Source organism: Pseudomonas entomophila, from assembly GCF_029478665.1.
In the GTDB taxonomy this organism is placed as follows: domain Bacteria; phylum Pseudomonadota; class Gammaproteobacteria; order Pseudomonadales; family Pseudomonadaceae; genus Aquipseudomonas; species Aquipseudomonas entomophila_F.
In genome coordinates this window covers 42,193-59,057 of the sequence record NZ_JARPQB010000016.1, presented here as the reverse complement: position 1 = coordinate 59,057, position 16,865 = coordinate 42,193, and the positions used below count along the sequence as shown (strand labels likewise).

12 protein-coding genes are annotated in these 16,865 nt (G+C 64.5%); 7 read left to right on the top strand and 5 right to left on the bottom strand.

Going from position 1 to position 16,865, the window contains the following annotated elements; translation table 11 throughout:
• Nucleotides 1-176: 176 nt before the first annotated feature.
• Nucleotides 177-1,388, bottom strand: coding sequence for a multidrug effflux MFS transporter (locus tag P5705_RS10950; RefSeq protein WP_277460867.1), 1,212 nt, complete (start codon nt 1,386-1,388; stop codon nt 177-179).
• 92 nt (nt 1,389-1,480) lie between these two features.
• Here P5705_RS10950 and P5705_RS10945 point away from each other — a divergent pair, with 92 nt between their 5' ends.
• Nucleotides 1,481-2,917: a PLP-dependent aminotransferase family protein gene (locus tag P5705_RS10945; protein WP_277460865.1), complete on the top strand. Its 1,437-nt coding sequence runs from the start codon at nt 1,481-1,483 to the stop codon at nt 2,915-2,917.
• 91 nt (nt 2,918-3,008) lie between these two features.
• Here P5705_RS10945 and katG read toward each other — a convergent pair whose 3' ends face one another.
• On the bottom strand, nt 3,009-5,243 hold the full coding sequence (katG, locus tag P5705_RS10940) for a catalase/peroxidase HPI (RefSeq protein WP_277460863.1): 2,235 nt from the start codon (nt 5,241-5,243) through the stop codon (nt 3,009-3,011).
• 317 nt (nt 5,244-5,560) lie between these two features.
• Here katG and P5705_RS10935 point away from each other — a divergent pair, with 317 nt between their 5' ends.
• Nucleotides 5,561-6,469 carry a LysR family transcriptional regulator gene (locus P5705_RS10935; protein WP_277460862.1) on the top strand — a complete coding sequence of 303 codons (909 nt, stop codon included), beginning with the start codon at nt 5,561-5,563 and terminating at the stop codon, nt 6,467-6,469.
• Between the two features lie 101 nt (nt 6,470-6,570).
• Nucleotides 6,571-7,179 (top strand): ATPase, encoded by a 609-nt coding sequence (locus P5705_RS10930; protein WP_277460861.1) that lies wholly within the window; start codon nt 6,571-6,573, stop codon nt 7,177-7,179.
• A 73-nt stretch (nt 7,180-7,252) separates the two neighbouring features.
• Here P5705_RS10930 and P5705_RS10925 read toward each other — a convergent pair whose 3' ends face one another.
• From P5705_RS10925 to P5705_RS10915, 3 genes are all read right to left on the bottom strand, one after another.
• Nucleotides 7,253-8,662: a DOPA decarboxylase gene (locus P5705_RS10925; RefSeq protein WP_277460860.1), complete on the bottom strand. Its 1,410-nt coding sequence runs from the start codon at nt 8,660-8,662 to the stop codon at nt 7,253-7,255.
• 167 nt (nt 8,663-8,829) lie between these two features.
• Nucleotides 8,830-9,774 carry a LysR family transcriptional regulator gene (locus P5705_RS10920; protein ID WP_277460859.1) on the bottom strand — a complete coding sequence of 315 codons (945 nt, stop codon included), beginning with the start codon at nt 9,772-9,774 and terminating at the stop codon, nt 8,830-8,832.
• A gap of 103 nt (nt 9,775-9,877) precedes the next feature.
• Nucleotides 9,878-10,588, bottom strand: coding sequence for a YebC/PmpR family DNA-binding transcriptional regulator (locus tag P5705_RS10915; protein ID WP_110995175.1), 711 nt, complete (start codon nt 10,586-10,588; stop codon nt 9,878-9,880).
• Nucleotides 10,589-10,850: 262 nt separating this feature from the next.
• On the opposite strand from P5705_RS10915, the gene nspC reads away from it, so the two are divergent.
• The 4 genes from nspC (at nt 10,851) to P5705_RS10895 (ending at nt 16,864) form a co-directional block, all read left to right on the top strand.
• A complete protein-coding gene (gene nspC / locus P5705_RS10910; protein ID WP_277460858.1) occupies nt 10,851-11,948 on the top strand; it encodes a carboxynorspermidine decarboxylase in 1,098 nt (365 codons plus the stop codon).
• 30 nt (nt 11,949-11,978) lie between these two features.
• Nucleotides 11,979-13,223 (top strand): saccharopine dehydrogenase family protein, encoded by a 1,245-nt coding sequence (locus P5705_RS10905; protein ID WP_277460857.1) that lies wholly within the window; start codon nt 11,979-11,981, stop codon nt 13,221-13,223.
• A 327-nt stretch (nt 13,224-13,550) separates the two neighbouring features.
• A complete protein-coding gene (locus tag P5705_RS10900) occupies nt 13,551-15,569 on the top strand; it encodes a peptidase domain-containing ABC transporter (protein WP_277460856.1) in 2,019 nt (672 codons plus the stop codon).
• The gene (locus P5705_RS10895) at nt 15,566-16,864 is read left to right on the top strand and encodes an HlyD family type I secretion periplasmic adaptor subunit (RefSeq protein ID WP_277460855.1); all 1,299 of its coding nucleotides are present in this window, start codon (nt 15,566-15,568) and stop codon (nt 16,862-16,864) included. Before P5705_RS10900 ends, P5705_RS10895 begins: the two co-directional genes overlap by 4 nt.
• Nucleotide 16,865 lies beyond the last annotated feature (1 nt).

Sequence of the window (16,865 nt, the reverse complement as noted above, 5' to 3'; positions counted from 1 at the left end):
CCTGCGCGGCGCATCGCGGATGAATCCGCTCCTACAAGTTTGTTTCGGGCCAGTTACAACGGGTACGGCACGTTGCAACCGCTGTAGGAGCGGATTCATCCGCGATGCGCCGCGCAGGCGGCGCTCGATCTCATAGGCGCTGCAACCTTGTCGTCAAACACCTTGAAGACCTGAGCTCATTCCCCCCTCAGCAGCGCCTGTTCCGTCCGTGCCCGTGGCCTGCTCGCGGTCAGCCACAACACCCCCGGCAACAAGGCGCTCGCCGCCACCGTCATGCCCACCATCGGCCACGCGCCACCGTCGGACCATGCACCGGTCAGCGCACTGCTCAGCGCCGTCAGCAGCATCTGCACGAAGAAGAACCCGCCCGAGGCCGTGCCGGCAATCGCGGCGAAGGGCTGCAGCACGGCCCACTGGCAAGCCGGGATGATCAGCCCCACCGAAAGCATCACCGGCAACAGCGCCAGGGGCAGTGTCCACAGGCTCGCGCCCGCCAGTTGCAGGGCCAGCAGCGCTGCGCTGCCGGCCAGGTTGATGGCGCACCCCAGGGCGATCACCCGCTCGTTGCCCAGGCGTCGAACCAACGGGCCATAACAGCGCGACCCTGCCGCATAGGCGGCTACCGTCCCACCCAGCACCAGGCCATAGACCTGCGGCGACAAACCCAGGCCATGTTGCAACAGCAACGAGGACTCACTGATGAAGGGGAAGTAGCTGCAATAGGCGCAACCGATGACCAGTGAGCTGCGCCAGAACACCCGGCTGCCCAGCACCTGGCGCCAGGCTTGGCGTAAATCTGCAGGCGAGGCGTCGAATGGACGCGTTTCCGGCAGGTAGCGGGTAGCCTGCACTTGGCTCAGCACACCCATCATCAATAACCCGCCGAACAGCCCGCGCCAGCCCAGCACCTCCAGCAGCAAGCTGCCGAGTACCGGAGCCAGCAGCGGCGCGATGGCCATGCCGCTGGACAACAGCCCAAGCAAGCGCGCCTGTTCGTCCGCGGCAAACCGATCGCGCACCATCACCCTGGCCACCAGTGGCCCGCAACAGCCGCCCAGAGCCTGGAAGAAACGCGCCATGCACAGGCTCGGCAGGTCCACTGCGATCAAGCAGCCCAAGGTGGCCACGGTGTAAAGACCAAGGCCGGCAAGCAACAGCGGCCGACGCCCCCAGCGGTCGCACAAGGGTCCGGCCAGGAGCATGCACAAGGCGTAGCCGAACATGTAGGCCGTCAAGCTGAACTGCACCTGGGCAGGCGGCACCTCCAGCGCCTGTGCCATCTGCGGCCAGGCCGGCAGGTACAGGTCCAGGGCGACACGGGGCAGGCACACCAATGCCAGCAACAGGCACGACCAGCCCCAGGGGGTCAGGGGACGAAGGGTGAACATCGGCACAACTCCACAGGCACAAGACACTCGCAGGGTAGAGCGAAAGCGGTCTAGTATTCAGAGCCATTTGGCGCATCTGTGAGTAGACCACTATGTCTCGCGGCAAGACCGCCCTGCCCCTCGACCTGCCGCTGCCTTCCACGCCTGGCCTCGGCAAGCAGCAAGGTGCCTACCAGGCGTTGCGCGACGCCATCCTCGAACGACGCCTGCTCGCGGGGGCGGCGCTGCCCTCCAGCCGCACCCTGGCGGCACGCTGGGGGCTGTCGCGCGGCACGCTGGAAGTGGTGTTCGACCGTCTGCGCAGTGAGGGCTATATCGAACGGCGCAGCGGTTCCGGCAGCCGTGTCTGCGCCGTGGTGCCCGAGCATCTGCTCGGCGCGGGCAATGCCACGCCGGCACTCGCGGCCAGCGGCGTACCGTCCCCGCTGGAAACCCGGGTCCGTGCCGGCGTGCCTTTCGTGGCCCGCCTGCCCGATCCCGCGCTGTTTCCACCTCGGCAATGGGCGCAACTGCTGACCCAGGCCTTGAACGGCGCCTCACCCGATCAACTCGCCCACGCCACGGCGCAAGGCTCGCCTGCGTTGCGTGAACAGTTGGCCGGCTACCTGGCCCAGCACCGTGGCATCGCCTGCTCGGCCGACGACCTGATCATCACCCATGGCATTCGCGACAGCCTGGAACTGGTCATCGCCACGCTCCTGCGCCCAGGCGATATTGCCGCCGTCGAAGACCCCGGCTACCCCGCCGCCGCCGCGCTGCTGCGCCAGGCCGGCGCCCAGCTGCGGGCAGTGCCGGTGGATGACGACGGGCTGCGCAGCGCTGCCCTGCCCGGCTGCGGCGCCCGCCTGCTCTACCTCACGCCTGCGCACCAGGCACCGACCGGCGCCACCCTGCCGGTGTCGCGGCGCCTGGCGGTGCTGGACTGGGCGCAGCGCGAGCAGGCCTGGGTCATCGAGGACGACTACGACAGCGAGTTCAACTACAACAGCGCCCCATTGCCGGCGCTCAAGGCGCTGGACCAAGGTGACCGGGTGATCTTCTGCGGTTGTTTCAACAAGACCCTGTTCGCCGGCCTGCGGGTCGGTTACCTGCTGGTCCCCAAGGCCTGGCGCGCCGCGCTGCTGGCCCGGGTCGAACTGACCGGCCGCGCCGTCGGTGTGGTCGAGCAACTGGCCCTGGCCCGGCTGATCGACAGCGGCGGCCTGCTGCGCCACCTGCGCGCCGCCCGGCACACCTACCAGCAACGCCGTGACGCCCTGGCCGCCGTGCTGCAACTGCACGCGCCCGGACAATTTACCCTTCATGGCGACCATGCCGGCCTGCATTGCCTGCTGCGGCTGCCCGCCGGCAGCGACGCGGAGCGCCTGTGCCAGCGGGCGGCCGACGTCGGTTTGCCTCTGCAACCGCTGCAGCGGTTCTGCATCGATGCGCGACCGCCTTCGGCGATAGTGCTCGGCTACGCCTCCCTGACCCTTGCTCAAGTGCGCCATGCCGGCAGGCAACTGGCCGAGCTGCTGCTCGCGCAGTGACAACTGGCGCCGTCAAGCGCCCGGCATGACCTGAAAACGCGCCCGCCCCACAGGCGGCAAACCTGTGGGGCGGGCTTTTGCGGCAGATTGGCTACTTGAGGTCGAAGCGGTCCAGCTCCATGACCTTCGCCCAGACCGCGACGAAGTCCTTGACGAACTTCGCAGCGGCATCGCTGCTGCCATACACCTCGCTGAGGGCACGCAGCTGGGCATGAGAGCCGAACACCAGGTCGACCCGGCTACCGGTCCACTTCACCGCGCCGGTCTTGCGGTCACGACCTTCGAAGTGCTCGTTGTCCGCCGAGGTCGGCTTCCACTCCACGCCCATGTCCAACAGGTTGCGGAAGAAGTCGTTGGTCAGTACGCCGGGCTTGTCGGTGAATACCCCTTCCTTGCTGCCGCCATGGTTGGCGCCGAGCACACGCAGGCCACCGACCAGCACGGTCAGTTCCGGCGCGGTGAGCGTCAGCAACTGGGCCTTGTCCAGCAGCAACTTCTCGGCCTTGACGCTGTAGCGCGCCTTGCTGAAGTTACGGAAGCCGTCAGCCAGGGGCTCCAGCACGGCGAACGACTCGACATCGGTCTGCTCCTGCGAGGCATCCACGCGCCCCGGGTGGAAGGGCACGCCGATCGTATGCCCGGCATCCTTGGCGGCCTTCTCCACCGCCGCGCTGCCAGCCAGTACGATCAGGTCGGCCAGGGAGATCTTGTGCCCCCCCTCGCTGCGGATCTTCTCCAGTGCCGCCAGCACCTTGTCGACACCCTGGTTCGCCGCCCAATCTTTCTGCGGGGCCAGGCGCAAGCGCGCGCCATTGGCGCCACCGCGCTTGTCCGAGCCGCGGAAGGTCGAGGCCGAGGCCCAGGCGGTGGATACCAGCTCGGCGACACTCAGCCCCGAGGCCAGCACCTTGGCCTTGAGCGCGGCGATATCGGCTTCGCTTGGCTGCGGGCCGGCCTTGGGCAGCGGGTCCTGCCACAGCAGTTCCTCAGTGGGCATTTCCGGGCCCAGGTAACGCGCCAGCGGGCCCATGTCACGGTGGATCAGTTTGTACCAGGCGCGGGCGAACGCGTCGGCGAGCTGGTCGGGATTGTCCTTGAAGCGCCGGGCGATGGGTTCGTAGATCGGGTCGAAACGCAGTGCCAGGTCGGAGGTGAGCATCGACGGGGCATGCTTCTTCGCTGGATCATGCGCATCAGGCACGGTATTGGCGCCCTTGCCATCCTTCGGCCGCCACTGGTGCGCGCCTGCGGGGCTCTTGGTCAGTTCCCATTCGAAGTTGAACAGGTTGTTCAGGTACTCGTTGCTCCACTTCGTCGGGGTCGAGGTCCAGGTCACTTCCAGGCCGCTGGTAATGGTGTCGCCGCCCTTGCCGGAGCCGAACCTGTTGTGCCAGCCAAAGCCTTGCTGCTCCAGGCCCGCCGCTTCCGGCTCGGCGCCGACATTGTCGGCGGGGCCCGCGCCGTGGGTCTTGCCGAAGGCATGGCCACCGGCGATCAGGGCCACGGTCTCTTCATCGTCCATGGCCATGCGGCCGAAGGTGTCGCGGATATCCTTGCCCGAGGCGACCGGGTCGGGGTTGCCTTCCGGGCCTTCCGGGTTGACGTAGATCAGGCCCATCTGCACGGCGGCCAGCGGGTTTTCCAGGTTGCGCTCACCGGCCAGGTTGCGGCCCTGCTCTTCCGGGCGCTTGGCCGGTTCCGCCACCAGGTCGCCCTTGCCGGGCGCCTCGGCCTTGCCGTAGCGGGTGTCGCCACCCAGCCAGACCTTTTCCGACCCCCAGTACACATCCTCGTCCGGCTCCCAGACATCGGCGCGGCCGCCAGAGAAGCCGAAGGTCTTGAAGCCCATCGACTCCAGGGCGACGTTGCCGGTGAGCACGATCAGGTCGGCCCAGGAAATCTTGTTGCCGTATTTCTGCTTGATCGGCCACAGCAAGCGCCGGGCCTTGTCCAGGCTGACGTTGTCCGGCCAGCTGTTGAGCGGGGCGAAGCGTTGCTGGCCGGAGCCGGCGCCCCCGCGGCCATCACCGATGCGATAGGTGCCGGCGCTGTGCCAGGCCATGCGGATGAACAGTGGGCCGTAGTGGCCGAAGTCGGCCGGCCACCAGTCCTGGGAGTCGGTCATCAAAGCGCTCAGGTCTTTTTTCAGGGCCTGGAAATCGAGGCTCTTGAACGCCTTGGCGTAGTCGAAGTCCGGGTCCATCGGATCGGACTTGCGCGAGTGCTGGTGGAGGATCTTCAGGTTGAGCTGGTCAGGCCACCAGTCACGGTTGCTGGTGCCACCACCAGCGGTTTGATGGAACGGGCATTTCGATTCGTTCGACATCTGCTTCTACCTTTTCGGTCGGATCTGTCCAGGTTTCCGGGCATTGTTGTGAACGCGGCGCCAGGTATTCGATCGGCCGGGCGCAAGGCCCGGGCCTACCCCTCATCAGGTGTGGCCGGTGTGCACGGCCACGCATCCCGCGACGGCTTTTCGCGGGGCCAGGGGAAAGACTAGTCGAGCTTGGGCAGAGGTCTAATAGAGGCGGTATTGAAGGGTGATAGCGTGGGTCTGTCAGCCACCGCGCCAGGCACATCGGTACAAGCCAGGCGCCTGGATCTGTGCTTGAATCGGCACTTTCCTCCGCCCAAGGGCCCCGCATGAACCGCAACGACCTGCGCCGCGTCGACATGAACCTGCTGGTGGTGTTCGAAGCGTTGATGCTCGAACGCAACCTCACCCGGGTCGGCGAGAAGCTGTTCATCACCCAACCCACGGTCAGCGCCGCCCTCGCCCGCCTGCGCGACCTGTTCGACGACCCGCTGCTGATCCGCAATGGCCGGGCCATGGACCCCACGCCACGGGCGTTGCAGATCTTCGGTGAACTGGCGCCGGCGATGGACGTCATCTCGGCGGCGATCAGCCGGGCCAAGGCATTCGACCCAGCCAGCAGTTGCAACGTGTTCCGCCTGGGCCTGTCGGACGATGCCGAGTTCGGTTTGTTTCCCGCCCTGCTCGACGCGTTGCGACAGGAGGCGCCAGAGATCAGCGTGGTTGTGCGCCGGGCCAACTTCCTGCTGATGCCGGGCCTGCTCGCCTCGGGCGAGATCTCGGTGGGGGTGAGCTATACCACCGACCTGCCGGCCAACGCGAAACGCCGCAAGCTGCGTGACATCGGCGTGCGAGTGCTGCGCGCCGACGACCGCCCCGGGCCGCTGACCCTGGACGAGTACTGCGCCCGCCCCCATGTGATGGTGTCGTTCTCCGGCGACATGAGCGGCAATATCGACCTGGACCTGGCGCGCATCGGCCGCACGCGCAAGGTGGTGCTGGCGGTGCCGCAGTTCGGCAGCCTGCGCGCGCTGCTGCGCAACACCGAGATGATCGCCACCGTGCCGGACTACGCCGCCTGCGCCCTGGCCGACGACGGCAGCCTGCGCGCCGACCCGGCGCCCTTCGAGGTCAGCGAGGCCGAGCTGTCGATGGCCTGGAGCAGCGCCCACGACAATGACCCGGCCGAGCGCTGGCTGCGCGAACGCATCCTGCAGTTCATGAGCGCGCCACGCTGAACCATCGATGCCGTCGATAGCCACCATGCCTGCCATCGAGTTCCGCCCGCCGCTCGGCGCGAGGAAGATGGCGGCATTGACACTTCGACGAGGCAACTCCCATGAAAACCGGCATGCTCGCCGCCCTGCTGGCCCTGTTCGCCGCCCTTGCGGGCTGCGCGACGCCCGCCAGCCAGCAGCAGACGCAACCCTACGGGCACTTCTACTCGGCCACCGAGTTGTCCAGCGTCACCCTGAGCCACGGCCAGCATGTGGCGGTGCTGCTGGGGCGCAACGCCACCGCGACCCTGGACTACCTGCAACGTCATCGCGACCAGGCCGTGCCGGGCACGGCCAAGGGCACGCCAGTAGCCACCCTGGGTGGCAGCCAGGCCTACGCTTGGTTGGCACAATCGCTCGTCCAGACGTTCGCCGACGTCACGTTCTACGAAGACCTGGACACCCTGCTCGCCGACCGCCCGGACGTGATCGTGCTGCTCGATGCCCGCAGCCAGCTGGCCAGCCCCGGCAGCGAAGCGATCCAGGCCAGCGTGGTGGCGCGGTTCTTCGATGAACAACTGACCTACATCGGCCGTGCCGAGGGGGTGGCGAGCAAGCAGGCCAAGGGGGTCGACCTGGTGCGCCAGTTGGATGAAGAGCAAGCGGTGCAGGCCGATGCGCTGAAGCAGTTCGACGCCTCGCTCAAGCTGTTGATGCAAGGATCGGTGTAGGAGCCAGCGTTGCTGGCGAACCGCATTCACACCGAGTTGGCGCGGTTCGCCAGCAAGGCTGGCTCCTACAGGGTCAGGCCACGACGGTTTGCAGGCGCTGCCACAGGCGCTGCACATGCTCGCGTTCGGTCGGCAGCGCACCGACCGAGACCCGCACCATCCAGCGCCCTTCCAGGGTGGCCGGGGTGACATAGGCGTCGCCCGAGGCATTCAAGCGATCCGCCCAACCACGGGTATGGGCATCCAGCGCCTCACCCTCCAGCCCGGCAGGCCGATGACGGATGCACAGGGTCTGCAACTGCACCGGTGCCAGCAACTCCCATTCACCCGACGCCTGCACCTGCTCGGCCAGCCAGCGGGCGTTGTCGAGGTCGCGGCGCAGGCGTTGCTGCAAGTTCTCCACGCCCTCGCTACGGAGCATGAACCACAGCTTCAACGCGCGGAACCGGCGCCCCAGCGGGATGCCCCAGTCGCGCAGGTTCTTCACTTCGCCATCGACGGCCGATTGCAGGTAGCTGGGGTTGGTGCTCATCACCCGGATCAGGTGCTGCGGGTCACGCACATAGTAGATCGAACAGTCGAACGCCACGCCCAGCCACTTGTGGGCATTGACCACCACCGAGTCGGCCAGCTCGATGCCGTCCCACATCCAGCGGCATTCCGGCAGGATCATCGCCGAGCCGGCCATGGCCGAGTCGACGTGCAACCACAGCTGGTTGGCCTGGGCGATCTCGCCGATCGCGCGCAGCGGGTCGAGCGCGGTGGTGGTGGTGGTGCCGGTGGTGGCGACCACGGCGCACGGCTGGTTGCCAGCGGCCAGGTCCTTGTCGATGGCCGCGCGCAGCGCTTCGGGCTGCATGGCGAACTGTTCGTCGGTGGGGATCAAACGAATGTTGTCGCGGCCGAAACCGGCCAGCAGCGCGGCCTTGTCCACCGAGCTGTGGGCGTGGGCACTGACGTAGACGACCAGGGGCTTGGCCTGGGCCTGCAGGCCGCCGCGTACCAGGGCGTAGTCGGTGGTCCGTTCACGGGCGCAGATCAGCGCCACCAGGGTACTGGTCGAGGCGGTGTCCTGGATCACCCCGCTCCACTGGCTGGACAGCCCCAGCAGTTGGCGCAGCCAGTCGAGCGTGGTTTCCTCCAGCTCGCTCAAGGCCGGGCTGGACTGCCAGGACAGGCCGAGCACGCCAAGGCCGGTGCTGAGGAAATCGCCCAGCACCGATGACAGCGTGCCATTGGAGGGGAAGTAGCCGTAGAAGTCGGGATGTTGCCAATGGGACAGGCCAGGCATCAGCAACTGGTCGACATCCTTCAGGATTGCCTCGAAGGGTTCACCCTGCTGCGGCGCCGCGCCGGGCAAGGCAGCCTTGAGATAGCCGGGCTCGACCTGGGCCATGACCGGGCGCTCGGCGACGGTCTGGCGGTAGTCGGCGATCAGGTCGATCAGTTGGTGGCCGTATTGGCGGAATTGTTCGGGGGTCACGTAGCGGTCTCCTGAGGGTTGTCCGCTGCCTGTACCGGCCTGTTCGCCGGCAAGCCGGCTCCTACGTAGGAGCCGGCTTGCCGGCGAACAGGCTGTTTCAGACAACTCGATGCCCAGCAGTCTAGGCGGCCTCTTGCCAATGAATAACCCCGTATCGCGCATAGCTGCTATGGCGAAGGCGCATGCCCGCCCTGCACACCGAACTGCGACTGACGCCACAGTTCGTACACCCGGTTGCGCAACCAACGGTGCTCGGCCGAGGCTTGCAGGCGCTGATGCCAGACCACCCAGTAACGCTGGGTATGCGTGATGAACCCCATCGGCCGCCAAGCCAGGCCATGCAACCGCGCCAATTGCGTGGCGATATGCTCGGGCACCGTGGCCAGCGCCTGGCCGTTGGCGACCACCTGGACCATGGCGCTGAAGAACGGCACCTCCAGGCTGATCCGCCGTTGCATGCCCTGGGCACGGAGATGGCGGTCGATGAAGCTGTCCTTGTCGCCACCACCGGACACCCGCACATGCTTGAACGCCAGGTAGTCGTCCTGGCTCAGATCGGCGCGCACGGTCAGTGGATGGTCATGGCGCATCAGGCACACCGCACGGTCCTCGCCGAGCAGGCGGCCGTGCAAGTTAGGTGGCGACTCGTCGAACAGCGTGGTGGCCAGGTCTATCTCGCCACTGGCCAGCAAGGCGTACTGCCCGGCCTGCCAGGTGCGGTATTCCAGCGACACCCCTGGTGCCTCGCGCTCCAATGCTGCCACCAACAACGGCAGCATGTGCTCGGCCACATAGTCCGACGCCGCCAGGCAGAATCGCCGCTCGCAACGGGCCGGGTCGAAGGCGGCGGGTTGGCGCAAAGCGCTAAGCTCGTCCAGCACCTGGCGTAGCGGTTCGACCAATGCCTCGGCGTGCTCGCTGAGCACATAACCGCGGCCCTGACGCACCAGCAACGGGTCGTCGAAGGCTTCGCGCAGGTGGGCCAGCTGGCGGCTGAGCGCGGGCTGGCTGCAGCCCAGGCGCTCGGCGGCGTGGCTGAGGTTCTTTAAATGCAGGAGGCAGTCGAGGGTGCGCAGGTGGGCGAGGCTGAGGGAGGCGAAGGTGGGGTTCATGCAGGCTCCCCTGTGTTGAATCCAAGTGCCCATTCGCCGGCAAGCCGGCTCCTACGGGGCAACTGCGTGTAGGAGCCGGCTTGCCGGCGAAGCGCTGGCTCGATCAGTCGGTCAGGCCGACATAGACGTTCTGCACGTCTTCGTTCTCGTCGATCGCCTCGAGGAACGCCTCGACTTCGGCCAACGCCTCGGCGCTCAGGCTGGCGGCACTCACCGGGTTCTTCGGGGTGTAGCCGATCTTCGCCGAGGTCACGGTGAAACCTTGCTCCGGCAGAGCCTTCTGCACCGCGTCCAGGTCGGTGGTGTCAGTGATGAACAGGGTCGAACCCTCTTCCTCGCCGTCCTCGAAGTCCTGGGCACCGGCTTCGATAGCGGCCATTTCCGGATCAGCGTCACCCTCCGGGGTGGCCTCGATCAGGCCGACATGGTTGAAGTCCCAGGCCACCGAACCGCTGGCGCCCAGCTGGCCCTTGCGGAACAGCACGCGGATCTGGGCCACGGTACGGTTGACGTTGTCGGTCAGGCACTCGACGATCAGCGGCACCTGGTGCGGGGCGAAGCCTTCGTAGCTGACGGCATGGTACTGCACGGCCTCGCCGTCCAGGCCTGCGCCTTTCTTGATCGCACGCTCCAGGGTCTCACGGGTCATCGAGGCTTTCTTGGCCTGGACGATGGCCAGGCGCAGGCGTGGGTTCATGTCCGGATCGGCGCCGGACTTGGCGGCGATCTGGATCTCCTTGGCCAGCTTGCCCATGATCTTGCCCTTGGCGTTGGCCGCCGTTTCTCTATGCTTGGCTTTCCACTGTGCGCCCATATCGACTCTCTTTGTTTCAGCGGCCGGTTCAGGAAGCGACCGGCCAAAAGTGGGTGCAGTTTATACGCCCTCGGGCCAGGATCGACAACACATCGTGCAGGCGCGGAACCTGAGCGCAGCCCCGGACAGTCACAATCTTCTGTTCAACTGGGCCTGTCACCCACGCAACTCAGACGAAATGCGCCTTGCGCCCTTTCGAATAGTGGCAAGTGAAGGCACAATGCGTGTCCTTTTTTTGGCCGGCCTGGCCGGGGGCCTTTAAATGATCAAGACGCCGTACTACCTCATCGATAAACAAAAGCTGCTGGGCAACATGGAAAAGATTGCCTACGTTCGCCAGCAGTCCGGGGCCAAGGCCCTGCTCGCCCTCAAATGCTTCGCCACCTGGTCGGTGTTCGACCTGATGCAGCAGTACATGGATGGCACCACTTCGTCTTCGCTGTACGAGCTCAAGCTCGGCCGCCAGAAGTTCGAAGGCGAAACCCACGCCTACAGCGTGGCCTGGGCCGACGATGAAGTCGAAGAGATGCTCGAGAACTGCGACAAGATCATCTTCAACTCCATCGGCCAGCTCGAGCGCTTCACAGAACAATCCGAAGGCAAGGTCCGCGGCCTGCGCGTCAACCCGCAGGTGAGCAGCTCCGACTACCTGCTGGCCGACCCTGCGCGCCCGTTCAGCCGCCTCGGTGAATGGGACCCGGAAAAGATCGAGAAGGTGATCGAGAAGATTTCCGGCTTCATGTTCCACAACAACTGCGAGAACGGCGACTTCAGCCTGTTCGACAAGATGCTGTCGCACATCGAGGAACGCTTCGGCCACCTGCTGCACCAGGTCGAGTGGGTCAGCCTCGGTGGCGGCATCCACTTCACCGGTGAAGACTATGCGGTCGATGCCTTCTGCGCGCGCCTGAAAGCCTTCGCGGAAAAATACGCCGTACAGGTTTACCTGGAGCCGGGCGAAGCCGCCATCACCAACAGCGCCTCGCTGGAAGTGACCGTGCTCGACACCCTGTACAACGGCAAGCACCTGGCCGTGGTCGACAGCTCGATCGAGGCGCACCTGCTCGACCTGCTGATCTACCGCCTCAACGCCAAGATGGCGCCCAATGACGGGGCGCACACCTACATGGTCTGCGGCAAGTCGTGCCTGGCCGGCGATATCTTCGGCGAATATCAGTTCGACAAGCCGCTGCAGATCGGTGACCGCCTGTCGTTCGTCGACACCGCCGGCTACACCATGGTCAAGAAAAACTGGTTCAACGGTCTGAAAATGCCGTCCATCGCGGTCAAGCAGCTCGACGGCAGCGTCGAGGTGGTGCGCGAGTTCGGTTTCGACGACTACGTTTCGAGCCTGTCGTAAGACAGGCTTTCATGAAGGAGAGCAGCTGAATTGAAGAAGAACGTTCTTATCATTGGTGCAGGAGGTGTCGCCAAGGTGGTGGCCCACAAGTGCGCACAGCATAACGACGAACTGGGTCGTATTGCGATTGCGTCACGGAACATCTCCAAATGCCAGGCCATCATCGACAGCGTCAAGGCCAAGGGTAGCCTCAAGGTACCCGCCGACATCCAGGCCTTCTCGCTCAACGCCCTCGATGTCGAGGCCACCAAGGCACTGATCCGCGAGACCGAATCGCAGATCGTGATCAACGTTGGTTCCGCCTTCCTCAACATGTCGGTGCTGCGCGCCTGCATCGATACCGGTGTCGCTTATCTTGACACCGCGATTCACGAAGAACCGGGCAAGATCTGCGAAACCCCGCCCTGGTATGGCAACTACGAGTGGAAACACCTCGAAGAGTGCCAGCAGAAGAACATTACCGCCATTCTTGGTGTCGGCTTCGACCCGGGTGTGGTGAACAGCTACGCGAAACTCGCGCAGCAGCAGTATTTCGACCACATTGACTCGATCGACATCCTCGACGTCAATGCCGGGTCCCACGGCAAGTACTTCGCCACCAACTTCGACCCGGAAATCAACTTCCGCGAGTTCACCGGGCAAGTATGGAGCTGGCAGAACAGCCAGTGGACCAGCAACACCATGTTCGAGGTCAAGCGCACCGACGACCTGCCGGTGGTCGGTTCGCAGAACCTGTACCTGACGGGCCACGACGAGGTTCATTCGATCTCGAAGAACCTGAACGTGCCGAACGTGCGCTTCTGGATGAGCTTCGGCGAGCACTACATCAACGTGTTCACCGTGCTGAAGAACCTCGGCCTGCTCTCCGAGCAACCGGTCAAGACCGCCGAAGGCCTGGAAGTGGTGCCGTTGAAAGTGGTCAAGGCCGTGCTTCCTGATCCAGCTTCGCTGGCCCCGGGCTACACCGGAAAGACCTGCATCGGCGACCTGGTCAAGGGCACCAAGGACGGCCAGCCGCGCGAGGTGTTCATCTACAACGTGGCGGATCACGAAGAAGCCTACGCCGAGACCGACAGCCAGGGCATCTCCTACACCGCCGGCGTGCCACCGGTGGCTGCCGCCCTGCTGGTCGCTCGCGGCCAGTGGGACGCCGGGCGCATGGTCAACGTCGAGGAGCTGCCGGCCGAGCCGTTCCTCAAGGCGCTGGACGTGATGGGCCTGCCGACCCGCGTCAAGGATGAGAACGGCGACCGTGCATGGGACGCCGAGGCTTGATAGCCAAGCCAACATGAAACACTGAGGGGGCCGAAAGGCCCCTTTTCTTTTGTTCCCACTTCCCCGTCTGGCCCGTTCTGGGCACGCAGTAGCCCCCTCACACTCGGCAACGGCATTCGCTTCAGTTGCCAGCATAAAGCCATCATTTTTGCAGAATATCCACGCATCCGCAGCGCGCACCCCACCCTTCGAGAGCCACCTCTCTCAATAGATTTTTGCAATCAAATCAATCGCTTACGATTAACAAATATAGATGTTACAAAATGTAAAAAATGTATGATGCCGCGATAAATCCATATCTAAATCATTCTCTTTTAAGGCGCTTCCATGGACGGGATTGTTCCAAGCCTGTGCTTCTGCCTGTCATTGCAGGGCCATGCCACCGACCCACTGGCCTTGCAGCGTCAACGCCATTCGGTTTCGTCCCAACCCCTGGAAAAGCAATGCCGCTCACTGGCAAGGCAGCAAGGTTTCACTTGCAAGGCCTGGGCGGCACAACACCTGGATCGAGCACCCCAGCCCCTGCTCATCAACCTTGAAGAGCACGGCCTGTGTGTCCTGGCCAAGCTGGAAAGAGGCCTGTGTTTCATCTTCCAGCCAGGCATGCCGGACACCCCGTTGATGCTGCCGTTGGCCGAAGTCAAGCGCATGCTCATCGGCTCAGCCCTGCAATTGAAAAGAAACCCGACCGGCGCTCTGAGCCTGCGTGCCGCGCTGCGTCACTATTTCGATGGTCCCACCGTGGCACTGATCGCCGGCGCTACCCTGCTGATCCAGACGCTCGGCTTTTCCATCCCGATCTTCAGCCAGATCATCATCGACCGGGTACTGGTCCACCAGAACCTGTCCGCCCTGCACGTTTTCGGCAGCCTGGCCATCATCCTCGCCTGCTGCGAACTGGCGCTGTCATTGGCCCGGGTGTATGTGAGCACCGAAGCCGGCGCCAAACTCGACATGCTGATCGCCTCGCGCGTCCATGCCTCGCTGCTGGACAAGCCACTGCCCTTCTATGGGGCCAGTAAAGTCGGCGAATTGGTGGAGACTGCACGGCGCGCCGACATATTCCGCAAGCTGAACTTTTCCGGCGGCCTGTTCAACGCGCTGGACCTGGCCTTCTGCCTGGTGTTCGTGGTGCTGATGATGGCCTACAGCCTGCCACTGACCGTGCTTTCCAGCGCCTTCATCCTGGTGATCTTCTCGCTGAACCTGCTGTTCGACCGCATCCGCCAGGCCAGGCCCGCCCAGGCATCCCAGGCACCCGCGCTGCTGACCGAGGCTTTGCAGGGCATCGAGACCCTGAAACTGACAGGCCGCGAAGGCCTCGTCCAATCGCGCCTTGGCGCGCAACTGCTGGCCGATGCCGAACAGGGCTGCCGAGATGCTCGCCACGCCAACTGGACGGTGGCCACCAACATCTGGGTCCAACGCCTGGGTATCCTGGGGACCTTGTGGTATGGCGCCCTGCTGGTGCTCGACAACCACATGAGCATGGGCCAGCTCGTTGCCTTCCAGATGTTCTCCAGCCGTGTGTTCCACCCTATCGCCCGTGCCACCTACACGCTGCAGGAACTGCGCAACGCCTTGTCCAGCTTCCTTGAGCTGGAGGACAAGGTCGCGCCGGCGGAGCCCGAAAAAGCCCTCACTACCCCGCGTATTTCCATGCTCAGCGCAGACCGCCTGACGTTTCGCTATGGCCCCAAGGGGCCGGCGCTGCTGGATGCCGTCAACCTGGACATCCAGCAAGGCGAGAAAATCGCCATCGTCGGCCGCAGCGGCTGCGGCAAGAGCACGCTGCTCAAGCTGCTGGCCAACGCCTATCAGCCGCAGGGGGGCCGCGTGGCGGCCAATGGCGTGGATATCCGCCAGTACAACCAGGCCTTCATCCGGCACAAGGTCTGTCTGCTGCCACAACAGGCATTCCTGTTCAGCGGCACCTTGCTCGACAACATCACGCCACTCAACGCCATGACCGACCGTCCGGCACTGGACGCGCTTGCCAGGCTTGCCTGCGCCGATGACATCATCGAAGCCCATCCAGACCACTACCAGCGCATCCTCGGCGAGGGCGGCGGTAGCCTCTCGGGGGGCCAGCGCCAACGCATCTGCCTGCTCAGGGCGCTTGCGTCCAAACCGGACATCCTGCTGCTGGACGAGTCGACCAGTGCGCTGGACGAGCAGACCGAACAGTTGATCCACGACAACCTGATCCGGCATTTCCCCGAGCTGACGGTGATCACTGTTTCGCACCGACCGCGTTCGCTGGCCGGCTATGACCGGATCTACTGCCTCGAACACGGCAGCCTTGTGCTGCAAGACACCCGCCACAGCCTGGACGAAGCCGTATGAGCCCTTGCAACCCCGATGTGGCGGCGTATCTCGAACAACCTGCCCGGCGCCTGCCAAGGGTCGCCATCCAGCTCACCGTGGCGCTGCTGCTCGCGGCAATGCTCGCGGCCTCGTTGGTCAGGATCGATACCGTGGTGACCGTCAGCGGGCGTATCGCCCCCGAAGGCAAGGTAAAAAGCATCCAGGCCGTGGAAACCGGCGAGATCAAGGAGGTTCTGGTCAAGGAAGGTCAATTCGTCAACAAGGGCGAGCGTATTGCCCTGCTCGACCCCCAGGTGTCGCAGGCTGAACTGGCCAAGCTGGAAGCGTTGCACGAAAAGACCCGGCTGGCGGAGGAGCGGGTGCAGGCCTCGCTGCACGAACGACCGCCGGCCTTCGAACATGACCAGGGCACGGCCGCGCGCGAGGAGCTCGAATTGTGGCGTGCCTCGGAGCGCAACTTCAGCCAGACCCTGCTCGACCTGGAGCGCCAGACCACCATCGGTGAACTGGCCATCGTCTCCACCCAGGCGGAGATCCAGAAGAACAAGGACCTGCTGCGCATCGCCGACGCCCAGGAAGCAGCCGTGCGCGATAGTGCCGGCAGTGCCATCTCCCGGTTCAAGTACATGGAATACCTCGACACGCGTAACCGCCTGCGCAACGAAGGCATCATTCTCAAGACCCGGCTACGCAAGGAACATCAGGAACTGGTCATCACCCAAGGCAAGGTCGACGCATTGCACGGTTCGCGGACAGAGCAACTGCTCAAGGAGCGGGAAAACCTGGCGCGAACCCTCGACGACCTGGGCAGCGAACTGGTCAAGGCCAGGCGCAACTCCCGATTGCTGGCGATCGAGTCGCCGCAGGCCGGCTACATCACCGAGCTCAAGCTCACCCACGCCACGCAGATGGTCAAGGCGTCGGAGGAAATCACCAAGCTGGTGCCAGCGGATGCCAACCTGGTGGTCAGGGCCAAGGCCAACTCCAACGATGTGGGGTTTCTTGCAGTGGGTGCGCCAGCCGAGGTCAAGGTCGACGCATTCCCTTATCAACTCTACGGCAGCATTGGCGCGAGCCTGACCTGGATCAGCGCCGACTCCGAAGAAGACCGCGCCCAGGCAGGCGGCCCGGGCAACCGTCAGTACACCCTTGAAGCCGCACTAGGAGAATGGAGACTCTCAAAGGACCTCGACAGCAAAGTAAAACCCGGCATGTCCGTACTCATGGACATCAAGACAGACAAGCGATCCATCGCTTCGATCATCTTCAACCCCATCACTTCCAGCCTGCGTTCTTCTTTAAGGAACAATTGAA